Here is a 21,130-nt window from a genome sequence, read left to right as displayed (position 1 = left end):
GCTACCCAGCTGGGCAGCGATGCGTGCAAGCAATTTTCTGTCCCCGCCGAGCTGACGCCGCAGCGGGCCTTGCTCACCGCCGATGAAGGACTGAGGCAACGCGTTCGGGAAGCGACTCGAAGGTCCGTCGGTAGAGAAGTCGATCGGCGCCCCGGGGCGAGCGTCGTCGACGGCTTCGAGAGAACTGCCGATCGTGAGGCTGCGGGACGAAACCTGGCCGCTGCAGAAGAAGCCCCTTCCCCTGCAAGCGGCAGATTCCGTGCGGATCACACCCGGATTTCTTCAGCCTGCGAATTAAGATCACCGGCGTACCGGTCACGAATCGGCTGGACAATTTCTCCGACAAACTCGTCGACCTGCTCTGGAGCGCGGCCGACAAATCGTCTTGCATCCAGTGCTCCCGTCAGGTCGACCTTGGCGAACAGCGGATCTCCCGCCAGCCGCGACAATAGGTCGTTCGCCAGCCCTTCCTGCTTAACTTGCTTCGCGGCTTCGACACTATGCACACGCACGTGCTCGTGCAGCACCTGTCGGTCTCCCCCGGCGAGCACTCCGGCCATCAGAATTTCTTCCGTCGCCATAAACGGCAACTCTTCGGAAAGTCGACGGGCGATGACTTTGGGATAGACCTCAAGTCCCTCGACAATATTGCGGTACAGAATCAGAACGGCATCGATGGCGAGAAACGATTGCGGCATCGACAGGCGGCGATTGGCACTGTCGTCGAGGGTCCGTTCCATCCACTGCACGGCAGCGGTCTGGTCGCCGTTCTCCGCAAGACTCATCGCAAAGCGGGCCAGGGCACAGATCCGCTCTGCCCGCATCGGATTCCGTTTGTAGGCCATCGCCGAGGACCCGATCTGCTTGTCCTCTTTCGGCTCCTCGATTTCTTTCCAGCTCTGCAGCAGTCGCAAATCGCTGGCAGCCTTATGAGCGGACTGGCCGATCCCGCTTAACGTCGCCAGGACCTGCGCGTCGACCTTGCGAGAGTACGTTTGCCCTGTCACGGCATACGTTTCTGCGAAGCCCATCTTCTCTGCGACCCGTCGATCGAGCTGTCGAACCTTCTCGTGGTTGCCCTCGAAGAGCGTCAGGAAGGTCGCCTGCGTGCCGGTGGTCCCTTTTGCCCCGCGAAATTTCAGCGAGGCAAGTCGATGTTCGACTTCCTCCAGATCCAGAACGAGATCGTAGCACCATAATGTCGCCCGTTTGCCGACCGTGGTCGGCTGGGCCGGTTGCAGATGGGTGAAGCCCAGACAGGGGAGATCGCGGTACTCCGCTGCGAACTTTGCCAACCGGTCGATCACCTGCACCAGCCGCTTACGGACGAGCTGCAGGCTGTCCCGCATCTGCATCAGTTCGGAATTGTCGGTGACATAACAGGAGGTCGCCCCCCAGTGAATGATTCCCGCCGATTGCGGGCAGACATCGCCATAGGCGTGCACGTGGGCCATGACGTCGTGCCGCACCTGCTTCTCGTAGCGGGCCGCTGCTTCGAAATCGATGTTGTCCACCTGCGAACGGAGTTCGGCCAGCTGCGCATCCGAGATTTCAAGACCGAGCTCCTGTTCCGCTTCCGCGAGCGCCACCCACAGCTTCCGCCACGTGGAATGCTTGGTTTGAGCCGACCAGATCCGGCTCATTTCCTGCGAGGCGTAACGGGTATTCAGGGGATTCTGGTAGATCGAGTGCGACACGCTGACAAAGCTCCGGGGTTCAGGGTTTTCTTCTGTTGTATGGTTTCAGACTCGTGATGGGAATGGACCTGCCGGCAGGCAAAGGGCCAGGTTGCGGGCTCGTACTCTGAAGGTTCCGCAGCGACCTTGAAGAATCGGCCGATTGCATCGATCATAGGTTCTCCCCCCTGACCGACCGACCACTCATCAGCGATTGTTGCTCCGTTCATGTCTGTTTCCGCCGCTGCCAGCCTGCCCCGGACGATCCACCTCATCGAGCAGGGGATCTCAGAACGACAGCAACCGGGTGTTCAGCTGTATGTCTCGCACCGCGGACAGGTCGTTGCCGACATCGCTCTCGGCGAGAATGAACCGGATGTGCCCCTAACCACGGACCATTGGATGCTGTGGCTGAGCGCGGGCAAGCCGATCACTGCCGTTGCGTTCCTGCGGCATGTCGAGAGTGGAGAATTCGACCTCGATCAGCCCGTGGCGGAGGTGATTCCGGAATTCGCGCAGAACGGCAAAGAGCGGGTCACGCCGTGGCATCTGCTGACACACACGGTCGGTCTGCGACCGATTCTGACCGGTTGGCCTCAGCGCAGCTGGGATGAAATTATCGAGAAAGTCTGTCAGTCCCCCCTGCAGCGGGACTGGGAGCCCGGGAAACGGGCGGCCTACGATCCCGGACGCAGCTGGTTCATTCTGGGGGAGATGTTGCAGCGGGTGACCGGCAAGCCGATTGAACAGGTCGTCCAGGATGAAATTCTGACGCCGCTCGAGATGAACCAGAGCCGGATGGCGATGCCAACAGAAGTCTGGGAGAACTCAGCACTCCGTATCGGCCGGAATTACAACGTCAAGGAGGGGGAGTTCACTCCGACGCACAGCCACGAGCGGCTCGCCTGTACCCGGCCCTCACCGGGAGCATCGATGCGGGGACCGATCCGGGAACTGGGCCGGTTCTATGAAATGCTCCTCCGCGGCGGAACTTCACCTGCCGGCGAAACGATTCTGCAGCCGGAAACCATCTCCGCCATGACGAGCCGCCAGCGCGAAGGATTGCTGGATGAATCGTTTCAGCATCAGGTGGACTTCGGACTGGGACTGATTGTGAACTCCAACCGCTACGGCGCTGAGACAATTCCCTACGGGTTTGGTCGATTCGCCGGCGAAAGTTCGTTCGGACATGGGGGCGCACAGTCATCGATCGGCTTCGCAGATCCGGAGAACCAAGTGGTCGTCAGTATGGTGGCGAACGGACTTCCCGGCGACAAACAGCACGATCAGAGATTTCGTGACTACAACTCCGCGATCTACGAGGATCTGGGGCTCACGCGGCAGCACTGAAACCACGAGCCCTCCCGGAGGTTCCGAGCAAACGGCCTCTTTTGTAGCAGTGACGTGGAAAACCGTTTGAGTTTTCGAGCGGGATCTGCGAGAGTCAGAGTTGCATCAGTCGTCGCTGATCAACGTCGTTGCATGCTCGGAGGGTTCTCCGCCATGAGCTTGCTGGCTGACTTTGCTGACCCGACTCTGGAGCCTGACCCGGCTTCGACGGAATTCTTCCATCCCGGCTCCCGACCGGTGGTCACCTTCCGACTCTGTCGTGTGGTCCGCGAGCATGCTGCCGGCCGACAAGCTGATTCCCGCCCCGATCCGCTGCATGCGGATTTCTCTTTTTCATCAGGAGATTCTCATGCCCAGGCACCCGGTGGATGAACTGCGCAACATTGTTCTCGTCGGCCATGGAGCGACGGGAAAGACTTCACTGGCCGATCTGATGCTTTACAAGGCGGGAGTGAACAAGCGGATCGGTTCCCCCGATGAAGGGACCAGCCTGCTCGATATCGATGAAGATGAGAAGCAGCGACATCACTCGATTACCTCCCACATCTGTCACTTCGAACATGAAAACGCCCGCATCAATCTGATCGACGCCCCGGGAATGCCCGACTTCGTGGGACAAGTGATCGGTGCCCTGCATGCCGCGGAGACCGTTCTCATCACGATCAACGCCCCACACGGAATCGAGGTCAATACGCGGAAATCCTTTCAACATGCGGGGAATCGGGGGCTGGCCCGGTTTTTGGTCGTCAACAAATGTGATGGAGAAAACGTTGACCTCCCCGGACTGCTGGAGCAGATCCGTGAGCAGTTCGGCAACGCCTGCGCATTTATGACGATTCCATTGGGAACGGGAGCGGAGATTCACGGAGTCCTCGATACCGTTCACCTCCCCGAACAGATTCCTGTGGATGCCGCGATCGATCCTCGACAGGCCCACCAGCAGGTGCTCGATGCCGCTGTGGAAGCGAATGAAGAACTGATGCTGCGTTATCTCGATGGGGAACAGCTGTCGCCGGCAGAAATCGACTGTGCCATCCGTAAGGCGATCGTGGCGGGAACGCTGATTCCTGTCTTCTGCACCGCGGTGAAATCCGATATCGGCGTGACGGAGCTGATGGACGGCATCGCCCGCTATGCCCCGTCACCCGCCCAATTGAAGCGGCATGTTCTGAAGGAGGGGAAAGATCTGGTCATCGATCCTGATCCGAATGGGCCCCTTGTCGCTCAAGTCGTGAAGACGAGAATCGATCCCTTCGTTTCCCGCATCAGTTACCTGCGGATTTTTTCAGGGACTCTGAAAAAGGATTCCAATATTCACGTGGTCGGAACGAAGAAGACCATCAAGATCCACCAGCTCATGGACGTTCAGGGGGGCCAGTACGAAGCGGTCGACGAAGCGATTGCCGGAAATCTGGCTGCGGTTGTCAAAGTGGACGAACTGCACACCGGCGACACCATTTCGGACGGCTCGGACAGCATCACGACTCCGCCGATGGCATTTCCGCGACCGATGTTCGGACTGGCTGTCGAACCGAAAAGCCGGGCGGATCAGGCCAAGATCTCCAATGCCCTGCACAAGATTGAGGAAGAAGATCCAACGTTCAAGGTTCATCGCGAAGAGCAGACCCACGAGATGGTCATCGAGGGGATGAGTGAGCTGCATCTGCAACTGATCCAGAACCGGTTGCACAATCGGGAAAAGGTCGACGTGCTGATTCATCAGCCCAAGATCGCTTATCGGGAAACGGTGAATGGGAGCGCTGAAGGCAGTTATCGCCACAAGAAGCAATCGGGCGGGTCCGGCCAGTTTGCCGAAGTGCATCTGCGTGTCTCACACTGCCCGGCGGGCATCGATCCGGAGACGTACTTCGTGAAGGACCGTTTCGAAAGCCTGCGGTCCTACCATTACGACCCAGCCATCAACTTCTGCTTTGTGGATCGGGTCAGTGGCGGCTCTGTTCCCAATCAGTACATCCCCGCGGTGGAAAAGGGGATCCGGGAAAAGATGACACAGGGGGTGATTGCCGGCTGTCAGGTTCAGGATGTGGTGGTCGAGCTGTTCTTCGGCAAGGACCATCCCGTGGACAGCAATGAAACCGCCTTCCGAATCGCTGCGAGTACGTGCTTCAAGGAGCTGTTTCTGCAGGCGAAACCGGCTCTGCTGGAGCCGATCATGCAACTGGAAATCACCGTGCCGAACTCGCGCATCGGTGACGTCACCGGTGATCTGAACACGCGAAGGGGGCGCATGGAGGGGATGGAGGAAGTCCCGGGCGGGTTTACCATGATCCACGCCAAGGCACCGCTCAGTGAAGTCATGACCTATGCCCGTTCACTGTCGAGCATGACGGGGGGACATGGCTCCTTCACGATGGAATTTGGCCACTACGAACTGGTCCCCCCCAACGAACAGCAGAAGATCATCGCTGCCGCTTCAACGAACGGCCATTCCTCCAATGGGCATGCCACCTGAGTTCCGGGCAAACGGGACGCACGGCGATCCGTTCCGCGAATCGTTGATTCGGCTCGTGCAGCGCGCTCTCCCCTCCGCAGGATCATGAAGTCGGGAGACTGTCGCGGGTCCATTGTCCGTCGATCAGCCGCCACGCCCGTTCACCCGGATTTTCATTTTTCAGGAGCGGAGGCAACCGCGATTCACGGACGTTGTCATAGCACTGCAGCATGGCAAACCGTCGCAGCGATGCCGGGATGCCGACGGCCGTAAAGCCCGGATGCCCCGTGGATGGGAACGGCCCGCCATGATTCATCGCCGGGCTGACAGCCACGCCGGTCGGCATTTTGTCATTCAGCAATCGGCCCACCCGCTGCCGCAGTTCCGGCTCGATTTTGGCGTACAAGGCATCGTCCGCTCCCTGCGAATGGGAATAGATGCAACCCGTCAGATTCCCTTCCAGTGCCCGCAGTACTTGCAGCAACTCAGATTCATCCGCCGCGACGACGACGAGCGTGCAATTCCCGAAGGCTTCGGTCTGGAGAGCATGGGGATTTTCGAGGAACAGGCTGCCGCTGACCCGCAGCAAGGTATTGGCGACCGCACACCGTTCTTTCTCCCCCCCCGATTTCTCCGTGACCCGAATGGCCCCGGCCTGCTGCAGGGCAACAATCCCCGCCCGCAACGCTTGCTCTACCCCTTCTCCCAGCAACGTCCCCGGCGTCGCAGCATCGTAGCGCGATGCCACTTGTTCGATAAACGAATCCGTCGCGGGACTGGCCAGCATGAAAATCGAGGCCGGATTGGTACAGAACTGTCCGGCTCCCATGAGAGCGCTGGTGACAAGTTCATTCACGAGAGCCTCCCCTCGTTCGGCGACCGCACCCGGCAGAATCACCACCGGGTTGATACTCGACAACTCCAGATAGATGGGCTTGCCGACTCGGTCAGCAGCCTCCTTCAAGGTCAGCCCCGCGTGTCGCCCCCCGGTGTAGCCGGTGGCCCCCAGCAGCGGATGGGACACCAGCCTCGCCCCATCCTCGTGTGACGTACGATAGATCAGTTGAATGAATCCCGGCGGCATGTCGGTTTCACGGGCGGCGGCGAAGGCTGCCTCGGCGAAGAGTTGCGTGGTGCGGGGGTGAGTCGTATGTCCCTTCGCCAACACCGGATTGCCCGCAGCCACCGCCGCGACAAAATCACCTCCGGCGATGCTGTTAAACGCGAATGGAAAATTATTGGGGCCGAACACCGCTACCGGGCCGATGGGGGCCAGGATCGAGCGGATGTTGGCGGCGGTGTCGATCGTCGGCAGTCCCCAGCTTCCTTCGCGACAGGCGGCGGCCCCCTGCTTCAGCTGGGAAATCGTGCGGGGGAGTTCTGCATCCTTCAAGCGTGGCGAAACCGGGAGCGCCGTTTCGAGGTGGGCGGTTTCGATCAGCTCGGAAGCCCGGGCTTCGACCTGACGGGCGTACGCCTCGAGAAACAGGGCAAAACGCTCTCCGGGCCAGTTCCGGACCTGCTGAAAGGCGTCGGCGGCGATCTGTAAGGCAAATTCCACCTCTTCCCAGGGACTGACCGGGAACTCGAAGGGGAGCGCCTCCCGTCGGGCAGGATTAAACGGGCGAAACGTTTTTGTTCCTCTCGAATGTCTCCATTCTCCATTCAGCAGGACAGGTTCAACCGCCATTACCGCTCCTCCCCTTCGATTCGAATCAGACAGCCCGGGTTCCAGCCGTTGATTATAGAGGGCGGGAGCGACACCTGGTAAGAATCAGCGAAACCCCTTCCCTGAGAATTCCATTCAGGCTGGATTCGATTTTTCTCCGGTCGCTCTGCTATCCTCCTTCGCTTGAAATTCGGTCGGTGAACTGGCTGTTTCACACTTTGTCATGCCGACCGCCAATTGATGGGAAGTTGAATTCATGTCGATCGTCGTCCAGAAGTTCGGCGGCACCAGCGTCGCCACTGCCGAGAAGATTCAGTCTGCCGCCCGTCGGGCTGTGGCTGCCAAACAGGCGGGCCATCAGGTCGTGATGGTGGTTTCCGCGCGAGGCCATAAAACCGATGAACTGGTTCGGCTCGCGGAGGAAATTTCTGACAAACCCTCCGCTCGCGAGATGGACATGCTGCTCTCGACCGGCGAGCAGGAAGCGGTCGCACTGGTGGCGATGTCGATTCACGCGCTGGGTGAAAAGGCGGTCAGCTTGACCGGCGGACAGATCGGCATTGTGACTGATTCGACGTTTTCCAAGGCGCGGATCCGTTCGATCTCGACGGACCGGATCCGTCGTCATCTCGACAACGGCGAGATTGTTGTCGCCTGCGGCTTTCAGGGAATCGACGATCTGTTCAACATCACCACGCTGGGACGGGGAGGCAGTGACACCACCGCGACCGCTCTGGCAGCCGCACTGCAGGCCACGGAATGCGAGATCTATACCGACGTGGAAGGGGTCTTCACCACCGACCCGCGTGCCGTCCGTGAAGCCCGCAAGATTCACGAAGTTTCTTACGATGAAATGCTGGAGCTTGCCAGCCTCGGCGCGGGGGTGATGCACTCCCGTTCCATCGAGTTCGCCAAGAAATTCCGGGTGCCGCTGCGGGTTCGTCCCTCTTTCAACGATGGTGCCGGCACCTTGATCTCCGATCGCAGTGAAGCGCGGATCGTGACCGGTCTGGCCATGGCCCGGAACGAAGCCCGGGTGACGCTGGGTGAGCTACCGGACGTGCCGGGAGTCATGAAAACCATTTTCGCCAATATGGGAGCTCGCAAAATCCCTGTCGATATGGTGGTCCAGAATGTGGCCACAAATGGACTGGCCGAAGTGACCTTCACCGTTCCCGAAGGAGATCTCGCCGAAACGCTCACTGCTGCAGAAGCAGCCGTCAAAGAGCTCGGTGCCGGCTTCGTCCGGAGTGGGACGCACGTCTCCAAGGTTTCCGTCGTCGGCAGCGGGATGCTGACCCATTCCGGTGTGGCGGCACAAATGTTCCAGTCACTTTCCGATCAGGAAATCAATCTGGAAATGATCACGACCAGTGAAATCAAAATCTCCGTGCTGGTCGACCGGAGCCGTTGTGACGCGGCGCTGCAGGCGGTGCATCGCGGGTTCCATATGGACGCTGCGGATGCCGCGGTCCCTTCGATCGGATGCACGAACGAATCACGCTCGGCAAAACAGAAGCTCGACGGTGGGGATGTGCTGCAGGCGGTCGTCAAACGGCTCGCGAGCATGGAGGACATTGTCGTCAGCGACGTCCTGCTCGACGAAAGCCAGGCGTTAGTGACCGTCCGCAACATTCCCGATGTCCCCGGCTCCTGCACGAAGCTCTTTACCGCGGTGGCGAATGGCAATGTGATGGTCGACATGATCGTCCAGAATGTCAGCCATAGCCGCCAGGCAGAGGTCTCGTTCACGATTCCATCCAGCGAAATCGCCGCCTGCCAGAGCGTTCTGGATCGCTTCCTGTCAAACTGGCCGGAAGCGAGCTACATCGTGAAGCCAAGCATCGCCAAGCTGAGTGTCACCGGAATCGGCCTGCGGACGCATACCGGAGTGGGAGAAAAAATGTTCACCGCTCTGGCAGACGCCGGGATCAACATTCAGCTCATCAATACCAGCGAAATCTGCATGAGCGCCGTCGTCGCGCCGGAGCAGGGACCCGCCGGATTTCAGGCTTTGAAGGCGGCTTTCAACGTTTCGTGAGGGAAGTTGCTTTTCAACGCGGCAACCAGTTGACCGCCCGCACGGAATGCGGTTCAATGCAATCAGAAATGTTCATATCAGCGTACACCGTCGTGTCATCACGATGGTCGCCCCCCTAGGGAGTCAGAGATGTCGGTGCTGCAAGCCTCGAAAGAAAAGGTCAAGCTTCCAGAAGTTCGCCGGACGCAGTTGCTGATCGATGGCCAATGGCGGGATTCCGTCAGCGGTGAAACATTCGCCACCTATCACCCGGCAACCGAAGAAAAGATTGCCGACGTCGCCAAAGGGAATGCTGCGGATGTGGATCTGGCGGTCAAGGCGGCCCGCAAGGCATTCGAAACCGGACCATGGCGGACCATGGACGCCCGTGACCGCGGAGCCCTGATCGGCAAGCTGGCTGATCTCATCGAAAAGAACATTGTTGAACTGGCTGCGCTCGAAACGCTCGACAACGGAAAGCCGATTGGCGATTCGCTGAACGGTGACATTCCCGGCGTGATCGACTGCCTCCGGTACTATGCCGGTTGGGCGGACAAGATCTGTGGCGAGACGTTGCCGGTGCGCGGCAACTATTTCAGCTACACCCGTCGTGAAGCGGTCGGTGTCTGCGGACAGATTATTCCCTGGAACTTCCCGGCGTTGATGGTGGCCTGGAAATGGGGACCGGCTTTGGCTGCCGGATGTACCATCGTCATGAAACCGGCCGAGCAGACGCCGCTGACCTGTCTGCGGCTGGCAGAACTGGCACTCGAAGCCGGAATTCCGGCCGGGGTGATCAACATTGTCACCGGCTTCGGCGATGCAGGGGCCGCGATCGTCAAGCATCCGGACGTCGATAAAATTGCCTTCACCGGGTCGACGGAGACCGCACAGATCATTATGCGGGATGCGTCACAAACCCTGAAGCGGATCACCTTCGAACTGGGAGGCAAGAGCCCGAACATCGTGTTCGCCGATGCCGATCAGGAAGCCGCAGTGGTCGGCGCCGAGTTTGGTCTGTTCTTCAATCAGGGCCAATGCTGCTGTGCCGGCAGCCGCCTCTTCGTCGAAGAGAAGGTGCACAAGGACTTCGTCGAACGGCTCGTGGCTCGCGCCCAGAGCCGCAAGCTGGGAGATCCGTTCGACCCGGCGACCACACAGGGCCCGCAGGTCGACCGCGATCAGTTCAACAAGATCATGGACTACATCGACCGGGGCAATCAGGCCGGTGCGAAGTGTGTCACCGGCGGCAAGCGTCACGGCGACAAAGGGTTCTTCATCGAGCCCACGATCTTCGATAACGTCACCGATGACATGGCTATCGCCACGGACGAAATCTTTGGCCCGGTACTCAGCGTGCTCCCCTTCCGGAGTATCGATGAAGTTGTCGAACGGGCCAACAAGACCAACTACGGCCTGGCTGCTGCGGTCTGGACCCGTGATGTCGCCAAGGCCCACAAGATTGCCTCCTCGGTGCGGGCCGGGACCGTTTGGGTGAACTGCTACGATGTCTTTGATGCAGCCGCTCCGTTCGGTGGATTCAAGATGTCCGGCATGGGACGCGAACTCGGCGCTGCGGCACTCAACAACTACACCGAACTGAAGACCGTCACCGTGAGTCTCGACGACTAAGGCGGACCAATCCCTGTTGGAGGCAGGTTGCACTTTCCAGTCCCCGTTCAGCCAGCATTTCGCCGGTCGAAATGTTTGCTTCCGCAGGGCGGGCCTTCCCAGCAAGTGTGGAACAACCGATTTTCGAGCCGCTCAGGTTTTTCGAAGCCTGAGCGGTTTCCATTTCGGGACAGTCCCACTCCGAATTCCCGGGTGGAGAGCAGGTTGCTCTGCCCGGTGCCCGCGCACCCAACATTTCGCGTGGTGGCACAGCCAATTGTCGCCTGCAGACAGTTAAAGGTCCCAGTTGCGTACGAGTCAGATGAACAGACCATCGCCGATTGAGCTGATCGAGACCCCCACTGGGGTGCTGCTGCCGGTTCAGGGACAGCCCGGCTCCCGCAGGAATCAGATTCAAGGCATTCATGACGGCCGGCTGAAGGTGGCGGTCACGCAGGTGGCGGAGAAGGGGAAAGCGAATCAGGAGATCCTGAAGGTGCTGGCGAAAGCATTGGACATTGCGAAGTCTCAGCTGTCGGTCACCTCTGGACAGATGGGCTCCCGAAAAATGATCCTGATTACCGGTCTGTCTCGCGCTGATGTTCAGCGAAGACTCGACCAGCTCGACGCCTCGTGACCTTCTGCTTGGGTGCCGTGTTGATGGCACGTTCAAACACACCTTGTTGTGCAACTCGGAGGGCGATGAAGGTCCTGCAGCGGGCGATCAAATCACGTCCGGCCGAACGGCCAACAAGAACGGTAGGGGCGGGCAAAATGTGTTGCCGGACGACATCGCGGTTCAGACGGGCCCGCCGATGCAGTGGAGAACGACGGTCTAAGCAGACGCCTCTAAATGAAATCCCGCGTCTGCTGTCTTCGGTACCCCTGGAGGTGAAGTCGACCGTCCGTATAGACGTCGAGGATGCCGTAGCTGTTATTGTCTGCTCCGGTTCCTTCGATCACAGCCTGGAGCGTGCAGTAATGCACCCCATCGATCTCGTTGACATCATTCCGGTGGCTATGCCCCTGAAAGACCGCACGGACCTTTCCGGACTCGGAAAGGATGCGCCGCACCTCCGGAGCATTGTGGATTCCGTAGGGAGGCTTGACGTCGATTCGCTGATGGACGAACACCACAGTGGAAAGCGAGGTTGAGGCCAGGTCTGTTCGCAGCCATTCCAGCTCTTCCGCTGGAATCAGGGAGTCATTCCAACGGAAATTCTCACGGTGATACGGCTCCCCGTCGCTGCGAAAACAGGCATCCAATACGATAAAATGCACATTCCCACGGTCAAATGAATAATAGGATGCCGCCTGCTGGACCTGATCCAGAAACTCCCGTTTCGAGAGCGATTCCACACAGTGGTTGCCGAGGACGTAATGACGCTCCGGATGGATTTCAGCGAGCTTGGAATCGATCGTCGTGAGTTGATGGCGGTCATGCTCAGGATTCATTAACGAATCGATCAGATCGCCCAGTTCCACGATGAAGTCGACGTTCTGGCTGCGAAAGCACTCACCCGCCTCCTCGATCTTCGCGACACTCTCTCGGTAGTACCGGTTGTTGCGGCGGTCTTTGTCCGCGTAATGCACATCCGTCAGCAGGCCAATGCGCACCGCAGGCTTGCCAGCACCGTCCTCGGCAATCAGAAGATCTCGCGGCCCCACGAACGGAGCGAGAAGCAACAACCCGCCCGTTTGCACGAACGTGCGTCGCTTCAAGCATCCTTTCGACGGAAGCCCCATCTGTGATTGGTGTCTCATCAGGACGAGAAACTCATTTCGACTTCTGGTGAAGGGGGACGTTGAAATCCATCGTGCCTCCCTGCTTGGGGATCAAGGCCTCCGTCTGATATTGGGGAAAGAGCGGCCGCTCGCCATGTTCGAACTCTTTCTGATTGGCAAATCCCAGAATCTGCACAATCACATCGCCGGAGACCGCTCCCTGGCCGGGGGGCGTCTGATACTTTCCGTCCACAATTCGGCAGCTGCTCCCCGGGCCCTGGTTCCCTTTACTCTGATCCGGAAGAAAACGAATGATCCCCACCGGGACAGGCTTCTGATCATAGATGACAGTCCCGGTGAGATCAAAACGTTGAAACGCCCCTCCCGAATCGGGATTGCACCCCTGAAGCGCGAGCGCACTCAACAACATCAGCAGGATGTTGGGGCACCTCCACAGATGGTCATTGGCCCGCATTAGAATCCACCTCCGCCGATCGGCAGGGCATCGTCACGGTTCGCCAGATTCTGATACGTTGCCAGATCGATGTTCTGACTCATGAACCGCACCGACCCATCGCAGTAGAGCATGTGACACCCGCCGGTGTGATGACTGCTGAAGCCACGGGAGTTGTAAGTGGCCGGCGTGGGAACGCCCAGATTGATGTTAATCTGATCCAGAGCCACGGCGTTCACCAGCGGGAGCGCACTGGCTGTCATCTTGGGACTGGAAGCCCACCCGCGGTTGGGTATCGACATGGCATCGGGAAAATAGGCGGATTCCCCAACAATGTAGACATTGCTCGAACCGTCATTCAGATCCCGGAATTTGATGCTGGAATTGGCATAGAGCACTCCCGCCCGGCTGAAGACCCGCAGCCCGGATCCGTTGGAGCAATCCGGCTCCCCCCCGCCCATGACACCGATATAGCTCAGGTGAACCGGGACCAGGATCGAGACATCACTGGGGCAAAGATAGATGGGCATCGGAACTTGTGCCGCGGCGTTCGGCATAGGAGTCTCGTTCCCATCTGCGGAAAAGGGGAGATCGAGATCGAAGTTGTTGTAGACGCCGGTCTGCTCCAGATAAGGCAGAATCAGCACTGTCCAGGGAGCCTGATGCTTATTGCTGTTTCCTGTGCACCAGTTTGGCGAACCGGGATCGTAATTGGTGCGTCGTCCGATCCAGCCGGGCGGGAACTGGCCATAGGCATCGTGATAGTTGTGAAAGGCGAGCCCCAGTTGCTTCATGTTGTTTTTGCAGGCGGACCGGCGAGCAGCCTCTCGCGCCTGTTGAACTGCCGGCAACAGCAATGCGATCAGAACCGCAATGATCGCAATGACGACAAGCAATTCAATCAGCGTAAACGCGCGACATATTTTTCGAGAAAAGAGTGGCATGGTGGACCCTTCTGGATGCGAACACGACATCACTGGAAACCGGCATGAAGTGAGAAATCAGAGAGAGAGTGACACACACACAGAACAAACAATGACGAATCGATTTCGCCCTGCAGGCGCAGAGACGGGGATTGTTATTCGGCCGACAAAGACATGACATTCTCCGGAGCGGGCTGCCCCTTTTTCGCACACTGCAGGACTTCGTCCGCCGTCAGCGCCCGTTTCCAGATCGTGAATTCGTCAATGCGGCCACATAAGCTGCGTTCAGTGCTTTCCGGATGTCCGTGAGGATTAATCCACCCTCCCACGGAGCACCTGCCAGGACGGAGATGCGTCACACTGGTTGCAATCGGGGTGTGATGCGCGAAGGTGCCGTCGAGATAGACATCAGCGCGGTGCTCGTCGAGGTTAATGACCGCACACAGATGGCACCATCGGCCCCTGGGGACCTGCAGCCGCGTGGTCGTCCCCGGTGGAAACTTGTAGTTCTCGTTGCCGTAAAACCCAATATGCGGATGCGCCTGACGGGTGAATTGAAAGTGGATTCCTTCTGAAGTCCAGTCTACTGTGTTGAAAATGGCGTTCAGCGAGTGATCGATTCGATCAACCCAGAGCCAGGTGGCAATGGTCAGCTGACGGTACTCGCCTGGAATCTCGAGGGTCACGCGGTCGCCGCGTCGATCGAACAGCAAAGCCTGTTTTCCGGGCCACCGGCCGGTCACCCAGCGTGCCCCTTGAATCTCGCCATCGAGATGCCCCGTGGCGTCCTTCAGGACCGTTTCGTCAGCCCCTGTCTCAAAGGGGAAGTAACAGAGCAGATCCGGATCGCGGGCAAGGGCCTCTCGTGTGGCCTTCCACATTCCGAATCGGATCGCTTCAGGAGTCGGAAATTGATCCGGATCGACAGGCTCCGCTGAGCCCACAATGCGCCCCTGACTGACGCGAGCAGACTCTCCGTATTTGAGGGATGCAAGCAACTCACCCTGAGGTGACTTGACATCCACTTCACCGTCAAAGATATGCACTTCGTTGACGTCCCGATCTGGCTGGACCGTGATACCGAACTCGGTTCCGAGGTCTTCGTACAGCACATCAGGGGTTCCGACGGTGAAGCCGTGGGCACTCGGCGGCACGACCGCACGGATCGTCCCCCGGGTGAGCTGTATGTTGAGTCCGTCTTCAATCGAGAATTGCGCCGGTGCGGGAATGACGACGTCCGCTCCACTGGAAAATCGCAGATGCACGATCCCTTCAGAGAGTTCGTAGTCTCCCGCCGGGAAGACGACTGGTTCTGAATTCGGCCGGCTGGCAAACCGGGCGCGGTCTTCGTTGACCAGGAGGGCGATGGCGGTTGGCGGAAACGCTGTGAGTGCCAGTTCCTCAGGAAGCGGTACTGCGGGCGGGACGGTCTTTGCCAAGGGCGATGAGTTCTTCGCGGCAATCCAACCCATCCATCCAACAGCGACCAGGACCCCCAGAGCCATCGCGATCGTGGCAATCCGACGTCGACTCTTCAGCAGGTGAATCTCTGACAAATTGATCTCGCAGGCGCCCATCGAATTTCGATCGGGGACCCGCCCCAGCTTCTGCAGAACACGTTCCTGCACGCGGGCAACGAATTGACCTGCATCCTGATGCAAGAGGTTCGAAGTGGCTGCAACGAATTGCGACTCATCATCCTGCTTGAGCAACCAGCCCAGCAGTCGATGTTCTCCGTACAGATCGAGGGCTCTGTTGCGGAGATCTTCCGACGCCAGCAGCAGGGAATCGAGCGCGGCCACCCCGTCGGCGTCCAGCTCCCCTTCCAGATAGTCGGTCCAGAGCCGATCAAATTGCTCGTTTTGCTCGTTCACCGCCACTCCTCTGCCCTTCCAGATACGGGATCACCCCAGGATTGCCCCGTCCCCTCAGCTGTTCAGAGACAGTCTCCGCAAGACACACTCTCGAAGCTTGGCCCGAACGATGGAGAGCGACTTTTTCGTCGCTGCCAGCGAACGATTTGCCCGAGCCGCAATTTCGATCAGGGAGAGCTCGTCCCGGTACCGCCATTCGAGAAGTTCCCGAACCGGCTGCGCCAGATTTGCCAGACACTCTCTCAGGTAATCGAGCCGCAGCGGCTCCTCGTCCTGAATTCGATTCTCCAGCCCCAGAAGCATGACGTTGGAAAGGCACTTGCTGCGGTAGTCCAGCCGCCGCTTGATGCGGGTACATTCCCCGAGCAGGCGATATCTGCAGATGGCGAAGATCCAGGCGCGAAAATCCGTCCCCGGAGTGAATTCTCCGATCCGATGGAAAGCATCCAGGAAGACTTCCTGCGCCAAGCTGTCCGCATCGGCTTCCGGCGGACAACGCGCAATCAACCAGCCGCGAAGTTCACGCTGATAGGCCCTGACAACTTCCGTAAAGGCATTGACGTCGCCAGCTTGTGTCCGACGAATCAGCTCATCAAGGTGAGGTGGCATTCAACGGTCTTCCAGGGTGACTCGCAATCACTGGCTCCGATCCCGGCGAAACAGGGTGACGGTTCTGCACGATTCCATCACAAGACGCTGATCTGTCACCAGTACGCCCAACATCGTGGAGTCGCTCTAGGAAATATCAGTTCCACCCCAGAGGGAGACCACAAAAACAGAGCAAGGCAGAAAAATTTCCAAATCTATTGATTCTTTGATGCAATGGGGCAAGATCACGCCGCACGCATGGATGTGTGTCGGGGGAAGTGGTGCAGGGGGGCCCGTTGCTGCATGCGCAGCAGCAGCGAGGAGACGACGGCCAGGGAGGCCAGCTTCAGTGCAGGCAGCAAGAGCGCGGAAGCACGGCAGGTCCAAAGCGATCTGGACAGAAATGAGGCAGAGAGTGCGCCCGGTGCGAAACAGCACAACGCACCGGGCAGCCACATCCCGCAGACTCGCGACCCGGCATCGGGAATTTACCCGCCGCAGTGACTCGGTCGTCACCGGTCGCCAGGAAGCATCAACGTGAAAAAATTGTCGTTCCGCGTCACAGGAATCCGAAGCGATTCCTCTAAGACAAGTGATCGTTCACTTGTCCAGCTTGAAGTCGAAGACGTTTTTGTCCGTGGCCGCAACTTCGGCCGTGAGCGTTGTCTCGCTGTTGTATTTGGCGGGGATGTACATTTCGCCTAAGGGAACAGGGACATCGTTCGACCGGTCAAATTTTCCGGAAGGGCGCGCCGCCGTAATCACCACGGACATGGGCCCGGGTTCCGCCGTCAGGGAATATTTCCCTTCCTCAATTCGACCACTGAAAGCACGTTCTTCGCCCGTCGTCTGACGAAACGTAATGCGTCCGTCACTGACCGGAGACCCGTCAAACGTGACTTCACCAACAACGGGATATTCGGGACGAACGTCTGTCTTTCCACAACCGACAAGCGAAAGAAGCCCCAGTAAGACCGGGGTGCACAAGAGTCTGTGCTGACGAGTAACGCAATGCATGACTTCTCCGCGAAGATAAACAGTGCCTAACGAAATCATCAAAGGGCTGGAGAACAAAACCGGGAGCGCTCCCGGAAGACGGGAGGGGGAGCGTGCCGACAGAGTTTGACACGCGACGACCAGTACTGCACCCGGGCTTCGGCCTGCCCCGTCTCAAGCAACTCGAGGCCCGATCGTCCGGGAGAACGGTCTTCCAGACACGTCATAAAACAAAGCTGCCGGAGCGAATCCCGCCCCGGCAGCCTCAAGTTCGCTATGGGCTAGAATTCGCCGACGATGAGGCCATCAGCTCTCAGCCCCAGCCGCATCCAGTTCTGGCGATTGATGTTGTCAGAAATGAAACGCACAGAGCCATCAGCGAGAGTGGCCTGCACCCCGCCGGTGTGGTAGCTGCGGGCGTAATTCCAGTTACCGGTCAGGCCGTCCGTCGAGGTTCCTTCGCAGGCGGCACCGTTCGGAGCGGAACGCTCATTCCGGGATTTGCAGGAATACACCCGGTCCGGAACACTGGTGTTGGGAGGTTCTGCAGTCGAGAACCCATAGGCACCGTAGGGGGACCCGCCCCAATATCCTCCCAGTTCGCCACAGGCGCTGGACGTACCATTCGTGCGGACGATTCCCTCTGACACCAACAGAGTGTTCGAGGTCCCGTCCGTGCAGTCACGGATCGAGTACACCTTCTCGCGGCCGAACAGTCCCCCTGCGTCGGCCGTGGTAATGTTGCCATTGGAAACGGTGATGTTGCCGGTTGAGTCGTTGACGGTGTATCGCTGGCCGACACCGGTATTCACACCGAAGTTCCCCTGGAAACCGCGAATACTGGAGCAGCGTGCTCCGATTCCGGGGGAGTTGGGATCACTCGGGCAAGTCAATGAGCTGATCGGCACAAGGAGCTCGGGCTGATCAAGGCGATGCAGGCTGTAGTTCTCGTAAGGATCGTTAAAGGCCTGGTACCGATTGTAAAGTGGAGCCTGATCGATGTAGGGCAGGATCTGCTGAAACCAGCAATCACGTACCTTGCTGACGCGTCCTTCACCCGTGATGAACAAGTAGCCGTAAGGGAACACCCGATGGGTATCGTGATAGTTGTGAAGTGCCAATCCAACTTGTTTGTTTTATTGGCGACATCGTCGAGATTCCCCATCGCGTCATCGTGATAGTTGTGAAGTGCCAATCCAACTTGTTTGAGGTGGTTCTTGCATTGGGTCCGTCTGGCGGATTCGCGTGCCTGCTGGACTGCGGGTAACAGCAACGCAATCAGCACAGCAATGATCGCAATCACGACCAGCAACTCAATGAGTGTGAAAGCCGATCGTCGGGGTAGAGGGGTCGGTCGAAGCATGAGGTTCCCTTGCCGAACAGTGAAAGACTGATAAACGCTTCAACAATCAAAAGATCGTAAGCGCATAGTTTAAGAACAATAGACATTCAGGGAAACAATTTTTGATTCGACAGAATCAAAAATCCCCAAAATCCCCGTGAATTGCCTCGGTTGTGGGGCAGACGCTCTTTGGGAAAGCCGCCTTCTGCTGAAATGTTAGAGAGGCATGAGAGGTGAGCCGTGCTGTGGAAAAGCTCGGGGTGAGAGAACGAACTCCTCGAAGGCGAGCCCGACTCACGTCAGCAAAAGGATTTTCCTGCAGAGTGCATTGCCCGCGTTCCTGGTTGCTCGGGGGGGATCTCCGAAGGTTCGCCTCACGAGCGGCGACTCTCTTCGGAGTTGGCGTGCAGAAGGAGTCAAGCACAAATCGAATCTCTGAATTGCCGCATTTCCCGCTGCACATGGATTCGGTCATCCCAGAGATCAAAACGGCGGCTGGCACTCAAGGCCCTGCTTCAGGGCATCGGACGTCCCCTGAGTGGTCTCATTTTGAGCCCCCCAAGCAGCGGACGGTGAGAATTTCCTCCACCTGGTCGGAGCGTTGCCAGGTTCGAGCACCCGCGACTGACCACAGCCTCCTGACCTTCCTCAACTCACCCAGACGACCTCTTAATGACCTCACTCAGACAACCGACTGTCGTGGTGGTGCATTCGCAAGAACAGATTGTAACCATCGGGCAGATATAGCGTTGCGTCATGTTGAAGCTTCAGTGCCGCGAAGTGAATGCAGTATCCCCCACACGCAAAGTCGAATTCCAGAACGATGCCCAAGTCTGCAGACTGCCACTTTCGCAGCAAAAACATTGGATTCATCGGAACGACCGTCCGTATTAATAGAACTGCCCCAACAGAAAAATTCCAACGCTTCAGCATTGACACCATTCTTTGGGACCAGATATATACACGACCACGATGGTAGTTGCATCTTTTTTGAGCGGCTGGACTCACGTCGGCCTTAGAAAGAGATTCATTCTTAACTTTGTTTGGACGTAAAAATGAAACGACAGAGACGGGGCTTCACCCTCATTGAGCTGCTTGTGGTTATCGCGGTGATCGCAGTGCTGATTGCCTTGCTCTTGCCAGCCGTGCAACAGGCCCGTGAAGCGGCTCGCCGGTCGCAGTGCAAGAACAATCTGAAACAGTTCGGGCTGGCGTTTCACAACTACCACGACACGCACGGCGTGTTTCCCACCGCAGGAAGTTTCGTCCAGGGGAGCGCGATGGATGACGGTTCGAAGTATTTGAGAGACAACCACACCGGCAACTGGTTTACCATGCTGCTGCCGTATATTGACCAAGCTGGCCTCTACAACAGTCTCAACCTCAATTTCGTGGCTGTCGAACCGACGAGTGGAAACCGGGCACTGATCATTGGGAAGTATTTTCCCGTGGCGACCTGTCCTTCCAACCCGCTAGAGCGACTTGGCAGGCGTGTTCAGGGACAGCAATTTGCCGGGACCGGTGGCGATGCTCAGGAAGCCTACTATCGGCCTGTTGCCGGAACGATGGACAACGGTGCAGGCGTGCCGCGAGACTGTCCCACAACTGGACGAAGTTTCTGCAGAAATCCTGATGGGCCGGTCAGGGGTGGCTTCATCAACTCTCACCTCGATAACGCCAGCGTGCGTGGTATGTTCGGGCGTGGAGTGACCGCGCTGCGCATCCGCGACGTGACGGACGGAACATCGAATACCATGCTCCTGGGCGAATCAAAGCCACACTACTGCCAGACGGGCTCCGTCTGGGACGAGTCCGGCGGCGTCTCCTACTTCCACGTCCGGATGAATTCACTGCACTTGCGAGAGCTGGAACTCGTTCCCACTGCCGATGGTGCCGTAGGCTGCAGCCATGCGAGCTACCACGTTGGGGGTGCCCAGTTCCTCATGGTGGATGGTTCCGTTCATTTCCTCAGCGAGAACATCGACTATCCGACCTACTGTTACCTGGGTGACCGCTACGACGCCAATCCCATCGGAACATTCTGAGACTGCGTCCTGAGTCGAAATTGCGATGCAAGCCACGGACCTTCACAGCGAAGCGTTCGTGGCTTTTTTTGTTGTTGAGCCGAGTAAAACCTGTGTCACTTGAATGTTCTCGTGCGGCGGGTAAGTCCGGATCGATCAGAGATCGGAATGCACTCGGCCAAGGAAGCCGCCCGCCGGTCCTGGTCTTAAGCTCTGAACAGCGGGGCCTTGGCGGCCGCTCTCGCTTCTTTACTCGCCCGGCAACCCCATTGAGCGGGGATAGTCCAGTCGGGTGCGGAGCTGCGACATCCCGAATGTCGCGATGAGGGGCACTGGAAAGTGACGTTTCCTCTCGAATACCATTCAGCCAACCCTGCCGCCTCTGGAGTCCGCGTCCACGAAGGTCGCGGTCCGGCAGGATGAGAC

General features: G+C 58.4%; 14 protein-coding genes and 1 pseudogene. 6 read left to right on the top strand and 9 right to left on the bottom strand.

Features of this window, described 5'->3' with window-relative positions:
• Positions 1-266: 266 nt before the first annotated feature.
• On the bottom strand, positions 267-1,697 hold the full coding sequence (gene purB, locus SH664x_RS09150; RefSeq protein ID WP_437206871.1) for an adenylosuccinate lyase: 1,431 nt from the start codon (positions 1,695-1,697) through the stop codon (positions 267-269).
• Between the two features lie 207 nt (positions 1,698-1,904).
• On the opposite strand from purB, the gene SH664x_RS09145 reads away from it, so the two are divergent.
• Together SH664x_RS09145 and SH664x_RS09140 are read left to right on the top strand one after the other, a co-directional pair.
• The gene (locus SH664x_RS09145; protein ID WP_437206869.1) at positions 1,905-3,026 is read left to right on the top strand and encodes a serine hydrolase domain-containing protein; all 1,122 of its coding nucleotides are present in this window, start codon (positions 1,905-1,907) and stop codon (positions 3,024-3,026) included.
• Positions 3,027-3,375: 349 nt separating this feature from the next.
• A complete protein-coding gene (locus SH664x_RS09140; RefSeq protein WP_437206867.1) occupies positions 3,376-5,499 on the top strand; it encodes an elongation factor G in 2,124 nt (707 codons plus the stop codon).
• 82 nt (positions 5,500-5,581) lie between these two features.
• On the opposite strand, the gene SH664x_RS09135 is transcribed toward SH664x_RS09140, so the two are convergent.
• On the bottom strand, positions 5,582-7,168 hold the full coding sequence (locus SH664x_RS09135; protein ID WP_437206865.1) for an aldehyde dehydrogenase (NADP(+)): 1,587 nt from the start codon (positions 7,166-7,168) through the stop codon (positions 5,582-5,584).
• Positions 7,169-7,403: 235 nt separating this feature from the next.
• Between SH664x_RS09135 and SH664x_RS09130 the strand changes: the two genes are divergently transcribed.
• The 3 genes from SH664x_RS09130 (at position 7,404) to SH664x_RS09120 (ending at position 11,415) form a co-directional block, all read left to right on the top strand.
• Positions 7,404-9,188: an aspartate kinase gene (locus SH664x_RS09130; protein WP_437206863.1), complete on the top strand. Its 1,785-nt coding sequence runs from the start codon at positions 7,404-7,406 to the stop codon at positions 9,186-9,188.
• A gap of 129 nt (positions 9,189-9,317) precedes the next feature.
• Complete coding sequence (locus SH664x_RS09125) at positions 9,318-10,799, top strand: aldehyde dehydrogenase family protein (RefSeq protein WP_437206861.1); 1,482 nt, start codon at positions 9,318-9,320, stop codon at positions 10,797-10,799.
• A 301-nt stretch (positions 10,800-11,100) separates the two neighbouring features.
• The gene (locus SH664x_RS09120; protein ID WP_437206859.1) at positions 11,101-11,415 is read left to right on the top strand and encodes a DUF167 domain-containing protein; all 315 of its coding nucleotides are present in this window, start codon (positions 11,101-11,103) and stop codon (positions 11,413-11,415) included.
• Between the two features lie 212 nt (positions 11,416-11,627).
• Here the strand turns inward: SH664x_RS09120 and SH664x_RS09115 are convergent, their stop codons facing one another.
• The 7 genes and pseudogenes from SH664x_RS09115 to SH664x_RS09085 form a co-directional block, all read right to left on the bottom strand.
• Positions 11,628-12,500, bottom strand: coding sequence for a metallophosphoesterase (locus SH664x_RS09115; RefSeq protein WP_437206857.1), 873 nt, complete (start codon positions 12,498-12,500; stop codon positions 11,628-11,630).
• 55 nt (positions 12,501-12,555) lie between these two features.
• Positions 12,556-12,978, bottom strand: a complete 423-nt coding sequence (locus SH664x_RS09110) for a hypothetical protein (RefSeq protein WP_437206855.1) — start codon at positions 12,976-12,978, stop codon at positions 12,556-12,558.
• Positions 12,978-13,901 carry a DUF1559 family PulG-like putative transporter gene (locus tag SH664x_RS09105; RefSeq protein WP_437206853.1) on the bottom strand — a complete coding sequence of 308 codons (924 nt, stop codon included), beginning with the start codon at positions 13,899-13,901 and terminating at the stop codon, positions 12,978-12,980. The genes SH664x_RS09110 and SH664x_RS09105 overlap by 1 nt, the downstream gene beginning before the upstream one ends.
• Before the next feature lie 134 nt (positions 13,902-14,035).
• Complete coding sequence (locus SH664x_RS09100; protein WP_437206851.1) at positions 14,036-15,754, bottom strand: LamG-like jellyroll fold domain-containing protein; 1,719 nt, start codon at positions 15,752-15,754, stop codon at positions 14,036-14,038.
• 54 nt (positions 15,755-15,808) lie between these two features.
• A complete protein-coding gene (locus SH664x_RS09095) occupies positions 15,809-16,363 on the bottom strand; it encodes a sigma-70 family RNA polymerase sigma factor (protein ID WP_437206849.1) in 555 nt (184 codons plus the stop codon).
• Positions 16,364-16,942: 579 nt separating this feature from the next.
• Positions 16,943-17,329, bottom strand: coding sequence for a hypothetical protein (locus SH664x_RS09090; RefSeq protein ID WP_437206848.1), 387 nt, complete (start codon positions 17,327-17,329; stop codon positions 16,943-16,945).
• A gap of 290 nt (positions 17,330-17,619) precedes the next feature.
• Positions 17,620-18,701 (bottom strand): annotated as a pseudogene (locus tag SH664x_RS09085) (DUF1559 domain-containing protein).
• Positions 18,702-19,735: 1,034 nt separating this feature from the next.
• On the opposite strand from SH664x_RS09085, the gene SH664x_RS09080 reads away from it, so the two are divergent.
• Entirely contained in the window at positions 19,736-20,725 is a 990-nt protein-coding gene (locus SH664x_RS09080) for a DUF1559 family PulG-like putative transporter (protein WP_437206847.1), read from the top strand.
• Positions 20,726-21,130: the final 405 nt, after the last annotated feature.

The sequence above is a fragment of the Planctomicrobium aquicomposti genome, from assembly GCF_051466325.1.
Lineage (GTDB): Bacteria > Planctomycetota > Planctomycetia > Planctomycetales > Planctomycetaceae > Planctomicrobium.
Note: the sequence above shows the minus strand (reverse complement) of the source record. Positions and strands in the feature narration are given on the sequence as shown.

Excerpts from the sequence above, each read along its gene's own strand:
- SH664x_RS09135 (WP_437206865.1), bottom strand. The coding sequence starts at position 7,168 with ATGGCGGTTGAACCTGTCCTGCTGAATGGAGAATGGAGACATTCGAGA.
- SH664x_RS09080 (WP_437206847.1), top strand. The coding sequence starts at position 19,736 with ATGAAACGACAGAGACGGGGCTTCACCCTCATTGAGCTGCTTGTGGTT.
- SH664x_RS09140 (WP_437206867.1), top strand. The coding sequence starts at position 3,376 with ATGCCCAGGCACCCGGTGGATGAACTGCGCAACATTGTTCTCGTCGGC.
- SH664x_RS09110 (WP_437206855.1), bottom strand. The coding sequence starts at position 12,978 with ATGCGGGCCAATGACCATCTGTGGAGGTGCCCCAACATCCTGCTGATG.
- SH664x_RS09130 (WP_437206863.1), top strand. The coding sequence starts at position 7,404 with ATGTCGATCGTCGTCCAGAAGTTCGGCGGCACCAGCGTCGCCACTGCC.
- SH664x_RS09125 (WP_437206861.1), top strand. The coding sequence starts at position 9,318 with ATGTCGGTGCTGCAAGCCTCGAAAGAAAAGGTCAAGCTTCCAGAAGTT.
- SH664x_RS09105 (WP_437206853.1), bottom strand. The coding sequence starts at position 13,901 with ATGCCACTCTTTTCTCGAAAAATATGTCGCGCGTTTACGCTGATTGAA.
- SH664x_RS09145 (WP_437206869.1), top strand. The coding sequence starts at position 1,905 with ATGTCTGTTTCCGCCGCTGCCAGCCTGCCCCGGACGATCCACCTCATC.
- SH664x_RS09095 (WP_437206849.1), bottom strand. The coding sequence starts at position 16,363 with ATGCCACCTCACCTTGATGAGCTGATTCGTCGGACACAAGCTGGCGAC.
- SH664x_RS09120 (WP_437206859.1), top strand. The coding sequence starts at position 11,101 with ATGAACAGACCATCGCCGATTGAGCTGATCGAGACCCCCACTGGGGTG.